This window comes from Allorhizocola rhizosphaerae, from assembly GCF_003426775.1.
Lineage (GTDB): Bacteria > Actinomycetota > Actinomycetes > Mycobacteriales > Micromonosporaceae > Allorhizocola > Allorhizocola rhizosphaerae.
The window spans coordinates 1-11519 of sequence record NZ_QJUG01000250.1; the positions used below are offsets into that span (position 1 = coordinate 1).

The 11519-nt window shown below is 70.1% G+C and carries 12 protein-coding genes and 1 pseudogene; all 13 read right to left on the reverse strand.

What is annotated here, in order from left to right; genetic code table 11:
• Window positions 1–1526, reverse strand: a 1526-nt coding sequence (locus DM816_RS35285; protein ID WP_162908158.1) for a RecQ family ATP-dependent DNA helicase, incomplete at its 3' end; no start/stop codon positions are given.
• 9 nt (window positions 1527–1535) lie between these two features.
• Window positions 1536–2015 (reverse strand): 6,7-dimethyl-8-ribityllumazine synthase, encoded by a 480-nt coding sequence (gene ribH / locus DM816_RS35290; RefSeq protein WP_117214794.1) that lies wholly within the window; start codon window positions 2013–2015, stop codon window positions 1536–1538.
• Window positions 2015–3241, reverse strand: coding sequence for a bifunctional 3,4-dihydroxy-2-butanone-4-phosphate synthase/GTP cyclohydrolase II (locus DM816_RS35295; RefSeq protein WP_117214795.1), 1227 nt, complete (start codon window positions 3239–3241; stop codon window positions 2015–2017). Before DM816_RS35295 ends, ribH begins: the two co-directional genes overlap by 1 nt.
• Entirely contained in the window at window positions 3238–3816 is a 579-nt protein-coding gene (locus tag DM816_RS35300) for a riboflavin synthase (RefSeq protein ID WP_117214796.1), read from the reverse strand. The genes DM816_RS35295 and DM816_RS35300 overlap by 4 nt, the downstream gene beginning before the upstream one ends.
• Before the next feature lie 13 nt (window positions 3817–3829).
• Window positions 3830–4903 (reverse strand): bifunctional diaminohydroxyphosphoribosylaminopyrimidine deaminase/5-amino-6-(5-phosphoribosylamino)uracil reductase RibD, encoded by a 1074-nt coding sequence (gene ribD, locus DM816_RS35305; RefSeq protein ID WP_170318913.1) that lies wholly within the window; start codon window positions 4901–4903, stop codon window positions 3830–3832.
• A gap of 14 nt (window positions 4904–4917) precedes the next feature.
• On the reverse strand, window positions 4918–5934 hold the full coding sequence (locus DM816_RS35310) for a GGDEF domain-containing response regulator (protein ID WP_117214797.1): 1017 nt from the start codon (window positions 5932–5934) through the stop codon (window positions 4918–4920).
• Window positions 5931–6629, reverse strand: coding sequence for a ribulose-phosphate 3-epimerase (rpe, locus tag DM816_RS35315; protein ID WP_425455310.1), 699 nt, complete (start codon window positions 6627–6629; stop codon window positions 5931–5933). The genes DM816_RS35310 and rpe overlap by 4 nt, the downstream gene beginning before the upstream one ends.
• Entirely contained in the window at window positions 6626–8008 is a 1383-nt protein-coding gene (locus DM816_RS35320) for an RsmB/NOP family class I SAM-dependent RNA methyltransferase (RefSeq protein WP_117214799.1), read from the reverse strand. Before DM816_RS35320 ends, rpe begins: the two co-directional genes overlap by 4 nt.
• Window positions 8009–8037: 29 nt before the next feature.
• Window positions 8038–8964 (reverse strand): methionyl-tRNA formyltransferase, encoded by a 927-nt coding sequence (gene fmt / locus DM816_RS35325; protein WP_117214801.1) that lies wholly within the window; start codon window positions 8962–8964, stop codon window positions 8038–8040.
• A 1-nt stretch (window position 8965) separates the two neighbouring features.
• On the reverse strand, window positions 8966–9529 hold the full coding sequence (def, locus tag DM816_RS35330) for a peptide deformylase (RefSeq protein WP_117214803.1): 564 nt from the start codon (window positions 9527–9529) through the stop codon (window positions 8966–8968).
• 172 nt (window positions 9530–9701) lie between these two features.
• Entirely contained in the window at window positions 9702–10394 is a 693-nt protein-coding gene (locus DM816_RS35335) for a hypothetical protein (protein ID WP_162908159.1), read from the reverse strand.
• Window positions 10391–10693 (reverse strand): PadR family transcriptional regulator, encoded by a 303-nt coding sequence (locus DM816_RS35340; RefSeq protein ID WP_117214807.1) that lies wholly within the window; start codon window positions 10691–10693, stop codon window positions 10391–10393. Before DM816_RS35340 ends, DM816_RS35335 begins: the two co-directional genes overlap by 4 nt.
• A gap of 38 nt (window positions 10694–10731) precedes the next feature.
• A pseudogene (locus DM816_RS44875) lies at window positions 10732–11519 on the reverse strand (primosome assembly protein PriA); the annotation flags it as partial.

The window sequence follows — 11519 nt, forward strand, 5'->3', positions numbered from 1 at the left end:
GGCCACATGCGCCTCGGCTCGATCTGCAGCCCCGGCCGCCCGAGGAAGGCGTGCGCCGCGCCCAGCGCCGCCGCCGACACCGCGGGCTCCAACCGCGCCCCCGCACAGTTGTCGCACCGTCCACACGCGACAGCCCCGGGATCGTCGAGACAGTCGCGCAGGAACTGCATGCGGCAGCCGGTGATCCGCCGGTATTCCCGCATGGTCTGCTGCTCCTCGACCCGCGCGTCGGCGATGCGCTGGTGCCGCTCGCGGTCGTAGACCCACGGCTGCCCGGTGCTCGACCAGCCGCCGCGCACCCGCCGCACCGCACCGTCGACGTCGAGCACCTTGAGCATCAGCTCCAGCCGCGCCCGCCGCAGCTCGACCCGCACCTCCAGCGCCGGTGTCGACAGTGGACCGTCGTTGCCCGCCAGCTCGGCAAGCACCCGGCGCACCTGCTCCTCGGGCGGAAAGGCAAGGGACGCAAAGTATCGCCAGATCGCCTCGTCCTCCGCGCCGCCCGGCAGCAGCACGACGTCGGCGCTGGAGACCGCCCGCCCGGCGCGCCCCACCTGCTGGTAGTAGGCAATGGGCGACGAAGGCGCGCCCAGGTGAACCACGAACCCCAGGTCGGGCTTGTCGAACCCCATGCCGAGCGCCGAAGTCGCCACGAGCGCCTTGAGCTTGTTGTCGAGCAGGCCCTGCTCCGCCTCGCGCCGGTCGGCATCTTCCGACTGCCCGGTGTAGGCCGCGACGGCGTATCCCCGCGACCGCAGGAAGTCGGCCGTCTCGTGCGCCGCCGCGACGGTCAGCGTGTAGATGATGCCCGACCCCTCCAGCCGCTCCAGGTTGTCGGCGAGCCAGGCGAGCCGGTGCGCCGCCGTCGGCAGGTCGATCACGCTCAGCCGCAACGACTCCCGGTCGAGCGACCCGCGCAGCACCAGCGCGTCGCCGAGTTGCTCGGCCACGTCGGCCGTGACTCTCGCGTTGGCCGTGGCCGTCGTCGCCAGCACGGGCGTGCCGGGGGTCAGCTCGCCCAGCAGCGTGCGCAACCGCCGATAATCGGGCCGGAAGTCGTGCCCCCAGTCGGACACGCAATGCGCCTCATCGACCACCAGCAATCCCGTGGTGGCGGCGAGCTTTGGCAGCACCGACTCGCGAAACTCGGGGTTGTTCAACCGCTCCGGACTGATCAGCAGCACGTCGACGTCACCGGCGACCAGTGAGGCGGAGATCTCCTCCCATTCCTGGAGATTGGCCGAGTTGATCGTCCGCGCGTGAATCCCGGCGCGCGAGGCGGCCTCGACCTGATTGCGCATCAACGCCAGCAACGGCGACACGATCACCGTCGGGCCCTTGCCCGCCGCTCGGAGCAGCGCCGTGGCAATGAAGTAGACCGCGGACTTGCCCCAGCCGGTGCGCTGCACGCACAACACCCGCCGCGCCCCGGCGACCAGAGCCTCGATCGCCGCCCACTGATCGTCTCTCAGCCGGGCGCGCTCGCCGGCCAACCGTCGCAGCGTCGCTTCAGCGAAATCACGCATGCCCCGACGCTACGCCCCGGGTCTGACACTCCGAAGCGCCAGCGCCGCGTCCAACGCCGCGACGGTGGCGCTGTAGCCCTTGTCCTCGCTGGACTCCGGCAGCCCTGCCCGCTCCTGCGCCTGCGCCACCGAATCGACCGTCAGCACGCCATGCGCCACCGGCGTCGACTCGTCGAGCGCGACCCTGGTAAGCCCATCCGTCACCGACTGGCTCACGTACTCGAAGTGAGCCGTCTCACCCCGGATCACCACACCGAGCGCGACCACCGCGTCATGCGTGCGTGCCAGCGCCTGGGCCACCACCGGAAGCTCCACCGAACCGGACACGCGCAGCACCGTCACGTCAGTGACCCCGCAGGCCTTGGCCGCCGCCTCCGCCCGCTCCAGAAGCTGATCGACGATCTCCGAGTGCCAGCGCGTCGCGACGATCCCCAGCCGCAATCCGCTCGCGTCCACAGTGGACAGTTCGGGCGTACCATGCCCCGCCATCAGCTCAGCCCCTCCAGTTCGCTGGGCAGATCGAGGTCATGGCCCATGCGGTCACGCTTCGTGCGCAAGTAGGTGATATTTTCCGGGTGCGGCCGGATCGGCAGCGGCTCGCGCCCCACCACCTTGAGCCCGTAGCCCTCCAGTGCGGCACGCTTGGCCGGATTGTTGGTCAGCAGCCGCATCGTGCGCACGCCGAGGTCGAACAGGATCTGCGAGCCCGTCCCATAGTCACGCGCATCGGCGGGCAGGCCCAGATCCAGGTTGGCGTCGACCGTGTCTCGCCCCAGATCCTGCAGCTGGTATGCCTGCAGCTTGTGCATCAGGCCGATCCCACGGCCCTCGTGACCGCGCATGTAGAGCACGACCCCGCGCCCCTCCTCGGCCACCCGCCGCATCGACTCGCGCAACTGCGGACCGCAGTCGCAGCGCACCGAGGCGAACACATCCCCGGTCAGGCACTCGCTGTGCACGCGCACCAGCACGTCCTGCCCGTCGCCGAGATCGCCGAAGATCAGCGCGAAGTGCTCGGCGTTGTCATGCGTGGCGGTATAGCCGACCGCCTTGAAGACGCCGTATTCCGTCGGCAGACGGGTCTCGGCGACGCGCTCCACCAGCTGCTCGGTGCGCCGGCGGTAGGCGATCAGGTCCGCGATCGACACCAGCGGCAGCTCGTGCTGCTGGGCGAAGCGCCGCAGGTCCGGCAGCCGCATCATCGTGCCGTCGTCGTTGACCAGTTCGCACAGCACGCCCGCCGGGCGCAGCCCGGCCAGCACCGCCAGATCGATGGCCGCCTCGGTGTGCCCCGCCCGCCGCAGCACCCCACCCGTCTTGGCGCGCAACGGAACCACATGCCCCGGCCGGGCGAGGTCGGTCGACTTCGTGGCCGGATCGGCCAGCAGCCGGATGGTGTGCGCCCGGTCGGCCGCCGAGATCCCGGTCGTCACGCCCTCACGCGCGTCGACGGTCACCGCGTATGCGGTGCCGCGCCGGTCTTGATTCGTGTAGTACATGGGCGGCAGCTCAAGCCGGTCGGCGTCGCCCTCGGTCAGCGGGGCGCAGATGTAGCCCGACGTGTAGCGCACGGTGAAGGCCAGCAGCTCGGGGGTTGCCAGCTCGGCTGCGAAGATCAGATCGCCCTCGTTCTCACGATCCTCGTCATCCACCACGATGACGGGCCGGCCCGCTTTGACCGCCGCTATGGCATCTTCGATGGTGTCGAGCGTCATGCGGACCTCACCAGCTTCTCCACGTATTTGGCAATCACATCAACTTCGAGGTTCACCCGGTCGCCGACCCCCTTGCGGCCGAGCGTGGTCAGCGCAAGCGTGGTCGGGATCAGGCTCACGGTGAAGCCCGACTCATCGACCGAAACCACGGTCAACGAGATGCCGTCCACCGTAATCGAACCCTTCTCCACGATGTACCGATCGAGCCCCGAAGGCAACGTAATGCGAACGTCTTCCCACCCGCCTCCAGGCGCCTTCGAGACAATCGTGCCCACCGCGTCGACGTGACCCTGGACTATGTGCCCACCCAACCGGGTGCTGGGGGTGACCGCTCGTTCGAGGTTGACCGGGTCTCCGACCTCCAGCGCGCCCAGCGAGCTGCGGTCGTATGTCTCCTTCATCACCTCGACGGTGAAGTCGTCGCCTTTCACGTCGACCACCGTCAGGCACACCCCATTGACCGCGATCGAATCGCCGTGCTTCGCATCGGCCGTGACCGTCGATCCACGCAGGGTCAGGACCTCGCCCTGCCGGGAAATCACGACACCCAGCTCCTCGACGATGCCGGTGAACATTGAACGACCCCTCCTAGTTACCCACGCGCAGGCGTGCCGTAAGCCTCAAGTCCGGCCCGACCCGGTCAACGTCGAGCACCTCCAGATCCATCGCCTCAGTGATGGTTGTCACTCCGGCGCCAACGAGCGCCGCCGGGCCGTCGCCCAACAGCTTCGGGGCGATGTAATACACGATGCGGTCCACCATGCCGGCCGCGAGGAACGCGCCCGCGAGCTTGGGCCCGCCTTCGAGCAGCACGCTGCGGATCCCGCGGTTGTGCAGCTCGGTCAGCACGGCGCGCAGGTCGACCCGGTCGTCGCTGCCCTTGCCGTATGTCGCCACGGTCGCGATCAGCGTGGGCGCCGCCCCGTCGCGCACGCGCGCATGCGACGGCGTGCGCCCCTCGGAGTCGATCACCACGCGCAGCGGCTGCCGGATGGCCAGGCTCCCCGTGCGCAGATCGCGCGTGGTGAGCCGGGGATCGTCGGCCAGGATGGTCCCGATCCCGACCATCACCGCGTCGACCGTGCCGCGCAGCCGGTGCACGTCCATGCGCGACGCCTCCGACGTGATCCACATGCTGGTGCCGTCGGACGCCGCCGCCCGCCCATCCAATGTGGACGCACACTTCCAGATGACGAAGGGCCGCCCCCGCCGCACCGACGTGAGCCAGGCGATGTTGCCCTCCTCGGCCTCGCTGGCCCGCACGCCCATGAGCACGTCGACCCCGGCGGCGATCAGCCGCTCGGCCCCGCCCACCGCGACCGGGTTGGGGTCGGCCACCGCGATGATCACCCGGCTGATGCCCGCGTGGATGAGCGCCTCGCTGCACGGCCCGGTGCGCCCGGTGTGGTTGCACGGCTCCAGCGTGACCACCGCCGTGCCGCCCTTGGCCCGCTCGCCCGCCTGCGCCAGCGCCACGATCTCGGCGTGGGGCCCGCCCGCGTAGGCGTGGAAGCCCTCCCCCACGACCACCCCGCCCGCGTCGAGCAGCACACACCCCACCACGGGGTTGGGGCTGGTGGTGCCGAGTCCTCTTGCGGCTAATTCGATCGCCCTTGCCATCGCCTTGTCTTCGGCGGGGCTGACCACGGATTGCTGGCCCATGGGAGGCAAGTCTGTCACGGTTTCAAGTCGTCAGCGGGGGCGGTATCCGTTTCGGGCATTCGCTGGTTGGGAAGCGCTGGTCGCTCGACTCGCCGATCGAAGGCCACGTATGAACCTTGGTGCTTCTTGGCGAGGGACTTCATCTCGGACGCCACGGCCACAACCTCGCTGGGATGCCGGTAGGTGCGTGCGGTGGACACGGCCACCCCGATCGAGATGGTCACGAGGTTGACCTGGTGCACCCGGCCACGCCGGTCGGTCAGCTCCAGATAACCCCGGCGGGCGTCGACCGGGTCGTAGAGCTCGTCGGCCGCGGCCTCGAAGTCCACCACTGCCTTCGTGGTGAGCGGCTTGACCTGGTCGGGATGGCACACCACCACGAAGTCGTCACCGCCCACGTGGCCGAGGAACGCGGGCGGCAGCCCGGCCGCGATGGTCGCCCGGCGCAGCGAACGGGCCAGCGCGCTGATGAAGTCGTCGCCTCGCGCGAAACCGTAGGCGTCGTTGACGCTCTTAAAGCGGTCGATGTCGATATAGCAGACGGCGTACTCGGTACCCGCATGCAAACGGTCATAAATCTCTTGCTGGATCCGGGTGTTGCCGGCCAAACCGGTCAGGGGCGACACCTCGCGGGCCTCCTGAATGCGCCGCAGCGTCGCCTTGACCCGGGCCACGAGTTCGGAGGTGTCGAACGGCTTGACGATGTAGTCGTCGGCACCGGCCGCCAGCCCGGCGACCTTGTCGGAGGTGAGCGCCTTCGCCGTGAGCACGATGATCGGCAGCGCGGTCACCATCGGGTCGGCCCGCAGCCTGCGGGTCAGTTCGAGGCCGTCCATGTGCGGCATCATCAGATCGACGATGGCGAGATCGGGCCGCTGGCTCTCCACAAGCGACAGTGCCTCGGCCCCACTGCGTGCCACGAGGACGCGGTATCCATGCAGGCTCAGGTTGACCTGGACCACACGCAAGATGTCCGGATCGTCATCGACGACCAGGATCACCTCTGCCTCTGCGCCCTCACCGTTGGTCAAACTGTCGGTCCTCCGGATTCAGCCAGGGCACGCAGTCTACGACAGGCCTCGGCAGGATCGGCAGCGGAATACACGGCAGTTCCGGCGACGAAAGCGTCGGCACCCGCCTCAGCCGCAGAGGCGATGGTGTCCTCGTCGATCCCACCGTCCACTTCGATCCGCAGGTCAAGCTCGCCGGCGTGCCGCCTGGCCGTGCGCACCTTGTCCAAGAGCGACGGGATGAAATCCTGCCCGCCGAACCCCGCCTTGATGGTCATGATGAGCAGGGTGTCGAAATTGGGCAGAAGCTCAAGGTAGGGCTCCACCGGCGTGTCGCGGTCGATCGCGAGCCCCGCCCGCGACCCGGCCGCCCGCAGATCGCGCGCCAGCGAAACCGGATCATCGCACGCCTCCGCGTGGAACGACACGTTGTACGCTCCCGCCTCGGCGTAGTCCACCGCCCATTTGCGAGGGTCCTCGATCATCAGGTGGCAGTCCAGCGGCAGCGAGGTCTGCGGGCGCAGCTTCTCCACCACGGGCAGCCCAATGGTCAGGTTGGGCACGAAGTGGTAGTCCATGACGTCCACGTGCAGCCAGTCGGCGGCGCCCTCCACGGCACGGGCCTCGTCGGCCAGCCGGGAGAAGTCCGACGCCAGGATGCTCGGCGCGATGATCAAGGGGGGCTGGCCCGAAGGGCTGGGGGGCGGGAAAGTCACTGCGCTCTCCTAATGATGGCCAGGAACATCGCGTCGGTTCCGTGGCGATGCGGCCAGAGTTGCACCGTCGGTCCTTCGCCGAGGCCCGGCATTCCGGCTGGCAGCATGGGACGGGCATCGATCAGTTCCGCCGAAAAATCGCTGCGGCGCAGCGTTTCGCGCACGGACATCTGGGTCTCGACGAGGTGAGGGGAGCACGTGACATAGGCTACTAAGCCACCCGGACGGACCGCGCGCAGGGCGGCCGCAAGCAATTCACGCTGCAGCTTCGTCATGGGTGGCAGGTCTGATGGCTGCTTGCGCCAGCGCGACTCCGGGCGCCTGCGCAGCGAGCCGAGCCCCGAGCAGGGCGCGTCGACCAGCACCCGGTCGAAGTGGCCGTCCGGCCCGATCTCCCGCCCGTCCTCGCACAGCACGGTCGCGGGCAGGCCACGCACCGCGTTGGCCACCATGTTGGCCCGCTGCTCGGCCACCTCGACCGCGGTCACGTGCGCGCCACGTTGCGCCGCGAGCGCCGCCAGCAGCCCCGCCTTGCCACCCGGACCGGCGCACAGATCCAGCCAGTGCTCGTCGCTGCCGTCCAGCGGCGCGTCGACGAGAGCCAGCGCCACCAGCTGGCTGCCCTCATCCTGCACGTGTGCCCGGCCGTCCTGGATCTGTGGCAGATCTCCCGGCGCCCCTTCTGTCAGATAGACGCCATAAGGAGAAAACGCCGATGGTGTACCGCCAACGGCGTCCGCCAAATCAGCCGGGTCAACCAACCCGGGCCGCGCGCACAGGTGCACTTCCGGCCGTTCGTTGTCGGCGATCAGGGCACGCCGGGTCTCCTCCAGGTCGCCACCGAGCGCGTCACGGAAGGCGCGGACTATCCACTCCGGATGGTTGTAGGCCACGGCCAGATGCCCGACCGGATCCTCCCCTTCGGACGGTGCGACGAGCTCCAGCCACGTGTCCAGATCCTTCTCGCCGATGCGGCGCAGCACCGCGTTGGCGAAGCCGGTCGCGCCCGGCGCCACCGAGCGCACGAGGTCCACAGTGGACGCCACGGCGGCGTGCGCCGGCACGCGCGTGTGCAAAAGCTGGTATGCCCCAAGGCGAAGCGCGTCCCGCGACGGCGGGTCGATGCGCATGATTTCGCGCCCCGCGGCGCGCTCGATGATCGCGTCAAGCGAACCGCGGTGGCGCAGCGTGCCGTAGGTCAGCTCGGTCGCAAACGCCGCGTCCCGCCCGGTCAGCCCGGCCTCGCGGATCAGATGGGGCAGGATCAGGTTGGCGTACGCGTCATCGCGGTGCACCGCGAGCAGCGCGCGCCAGGCGGTGAGCCGGGCCTGATCCTCCACCGGCCGGCCCGCGCGGGGCCCCCGTCCGCCGCGGCCCATCGGTCGCTGTTCGTCCCTGCTACCCCGCCTCACTCGAACCTTTCCCCATCGCTCACCCGCACGCCCCTCGCCCAGTCAGGCGCGGCCATGGCCCTCTTACCCTCAGCACGCACCTCGCCAAGCGCGACGGGCGTTGTCGCAGTGCCCACCAGCACCCGCTTCTTCTCCACGAGCAGGTCACCGGGCTGTAGTCGCGGTCCGTCGCTCACCGGCGTCACCGGGCCCAGCTTCACGCGCTCCTGCTGAAATGTCGTCCACGCGCCGGGCGCGGGTGTCGTGGCCCGGATCCGCCGGTCCACCGCGAACGCGGGCTCGCCCCACCGCACCTGGGCGTCCTCCACCGTGATCTTCGGTGCGAGGCTCACGCCCTCGTCCGGCTGTGGCACGGCCTTGACCGTGCCGTCCTCGATCGCGTCGACCACCGACACGAGCAGGCCCGCGCCCGCCTCGGCCAGCCGGTCGAGCAGATCGCCGGACGTGTCGGTGGGCCGGATCCGCTCGGTGAGCGTGCCGAACACCGGGCCGGTGTCGAGGCCCTCCTCCAGCTGGAAGACGGACGCTCCGGTGAACTCGTCGCCGTGCAGGACGGCATGCTGCACGGGCGCGGCCCCGCGCCAGGCGGGCAGCAGCGAGAAGTGCAGGTTGATCCACCCGAGGCGCGGAATGTCCAGCGCCGCGCGCGGCACCAGCGCCCCGTAGGCAACGACCGGCACGATGTCGGGTGCCAGCGCGCGCAGGCGATCCTGAAACTCCGGCTCGCGCGGCTTGGCCGGGGTGAGCACCTCTATGCCGCGCTCATCGGCCCACGCCGCGACGTGCGATCGGACCAGGTGCCGGCCGCGCCCCGCGGGCGCGTCGGGCCGGGTGACCACGGCCACCAGCTCGTGGCGCGACGTCGCGATCGCATGCAGGGCGGGCAGGGCTACCGCCGGGGTCCCGGCGAAGACCAGGCGCATGTCACCTGCCCAAACCGAACGGGCTCGATGACGGCGCGGTGTGCGGGGACACCTTGATCACCGTGCTGCCCGGGTCGTACCACTCCGCTTTGCGGATCTCGCGCAGCGCCTCCTTGCGGGCCTGCGTGTCGAGCCGGTCGATGAAGATGACACCGTCGAGGTGATCGGTCTCGTGCTGGATGCAGCGCGCGAGCAGCCCCGCGCCGACGATCTGCAGTGGATCGCCGAACTCGTTGTAGCCCTTGGCAATCACGTTTTGCCGGCGTTTCGTGTCGAAGTAGAGGCCCGGCAGCGACAGGCACCCCTCGTCGCCGTCCTGCATGTCCTCGTCGGGAAACTCGAGGACCGGGTTGACCATGTGCCCGACGACGTCGTCCACCTGGAAGGTGAAGGCGCGCAGCCCGACGCCGATCTGCGGCGCGGCAAGCCCCACGCCGCCCGCCTCCTGCATCGTCTCTAGCAGGTCCTTGATGAGGTTGCGAAGCTCTTTGTCGAACGTGACGACCGCGTCGGCCGGCGTGCGCAACACGGGGTCACCGAAGTATCGGATCGGCTGGACAGTCACGCGCTCCAGTCTACGGATGCCCGATCACCGATCGCGGGTGATCCGCGGCTCAGACCTTTCCCCAAGCGAAGCGGTTCGGCGACGGAACCCTTGGCGACTGGGTGCCGCCTACCGGCGCGGCCCACGGCCATCGAACGGTGGGCCGGCGTCGCCGGCGGAGCGGCCCCGAGTGTCACGGGGAAGCCGCTTGCCGCTTCTCGCGCGAGATGGCGCCACTGAGCGCGACCGCGACGAGCCCGACGGCCGGCCCAGCGATCAAACCCAGCGGATACACCGCCCAGAATTGGATCGCCGGAACCGCCGCATCGGCCAGCCCAAGGACGACCGCGAGCACGAACATCAGCATCGCGGCCCAGATCCCGTTGACGAACGCCCGCTGGGTCACCTCGGCACGGCGCATCATCCGCACGGCCGTCATCGCGACCACCGCTGCGACTCCCGCGAGCGTCAACGGCAGGGTAACCGCCCGCACCATCAGTCCCATGTCGGAAAACGGCCCGCCCCACGGCATCGCGGCCGTGGCTGCCAACGCCGCGGCCACCACGCCGGAGGCCGTCCCACTCCCCGGCCGCGCAAGCCACACGAACCCGCCCGCGAACGCCGCGAGCAACACGACCGCCAGGGTCAGATAGGCCAGCTCGGCGGCCGAGTGACGCCAAACCGCATACGACACAAGCGATCCCGCCACACAGACCCCGGCCAGCCGGCCGACGCTCCGGGTGACTGCGGTCAGCGCCGCACCGGCCAACCAACGCCGGCGAGCCGTTACTTCAGGCAGGTGGTCGGCTTCGGCCACCATCGCCTCCGCCCATTCCTGTTTGGACAGTACCCGGATGAGCCAACGCAAAGTCCGCTCGACCATCACGCTTCCCCCATTGCCATCCGACGCGCCGTTTTGGTTTGCTCCGCCGGGATGGCGGCGACCTGCCGCGCGCCGCCGTCGGTAAGCCGGTATGCGTGCCGTCGCGGGCGCCCAGGCTGCTCCGCATCCTCCCAACGCGCCTCAAGCAGGCCGCGCTCGGCGAGGCGCATCAGGATCGGATAGAGGGTGCCGGACTTGAGCCCGATCCGACGGGCGATGTCGTAGCCGTGCACCCAGGCGGACGGATCCTCCGCGAGCAGCCGCAGCACGGCGACCGTCTGCGGCGAGAACGAGCGGGTCATGCCGAAACTCTACTTAGGTAGACTTCCGTTGGCTAGGGCTAAAGCTGCATCGGGTCGAACTGGACGCGCACCGGGTCGGCGCCCTTGCGCGCGCTGCGCACTCCGGCCGCAATATGCAGGGCCTCGGCCAGCTCCAGCCCCCGCGACGGGCGCACCCGCACGAGCATGCGCTCCTGCTCCTCCCCGACCGGCAGCGGACCCAGCAGCTCCGCCCCCTCGGGCAGGCTCGTGTGCTCAAGCAGGTCGGCAACCGCCGCGGCGGTTCCGGTCAGCGAGGCGATCCGCGCGGCCGGCGGGAACCCCAGCTGCCGCCGCTCGGCCAGCTCCCGATCGGCCAGCCACCCCGGATCCCACCGGATCAACGCCTGCACCTGCGCCAGCGCACCGTCCGCGACCACCACCACGCGACCACCGGGCCGCGCCAGTGCCGCCGCCGAAAACCACCTGCGCGCCGTCTCCTCCCCCGCCCGCAGGTCGGCCCGGGTCAACAACGCCCACGCATCAAGCAAAAGCACCGCGCCATAACCCAGCGCCCCACCACCGGCACCGGACTCGCCCGCACCCCCAGCCACACCCCGCACATCACCGCCCGCACCGGAGCGCAACGCTCGCGGCCCCGACCGAGCGGCCTCCAACGGTCCATCCCCTCGCACAGACACACCGGACTCGCCCGACGCAGGCGGCATGTCCTCCGGCCCAGGCACACCCCGCGGCTCACCGCCCGCGGCGGGCTCGCCGCCGGGCGCGGACGACACCAGCGGCTCGGCCCCCGGCGTCGCGAGCACCAACGCGGGCACGGCCGCGACAGTGTCCAGCACGTTGTCGC

Excerpts from the sequence above, each read along its gene's own strand:
- ribD (WP_170318913.1), bottom strand. The coding sequence starts at position 4,903 with ATGGGCCAGCAATCCGTGGTCAGCCCCGCCGAAGACAAGGCGATGGCA.
- DM816_RS35295 (WP_117214795.1), bottom strand. The coding sequence starts at position 3,241 with ATGACGCTCGACACCATCGAAGATGCCATAGCGGCGGTCAAAGCGGGC.
- DM816_RS35340 (WP_117214807.1), bottom strand. The coding sequence starts at position 10,693 with ATGACCCGCTCGTTCTCGCCGCAGACGGTCGCCGTGCTGCGGCTGCTC.
- ribH (WP_117214794.1), bottom strand. The coding sequence starts at position 2,015 with ATGGCGGGGCATGGTACGCCCGAACTGTCCACTGTGGACGCGAGCGGA.
- DM816_RS35300 (WP_117214796.1), bottom strand. The coding sequence starts at position 3,816 with ATGTTCACCGGCATCGTCGAGGAGCTGGGTGTCGTGATTTCCCGGCAG.
- DM816_RS35320 (WP_117214799.1), bottom strand. The coding sequence starts at position 8,008 with ATGGGCCGCGGCGGACGGGGGCCCCGCGCGGGCCGGCCGGTGGAGGAT.
- fmt (WP_117214801.1), bottom strand. The coding sequence starts at position 8,964 with ATGCGCCTGGTCTTCGCCGGGACCCCGGCGGTAGCCCTGCCCGCCCTG.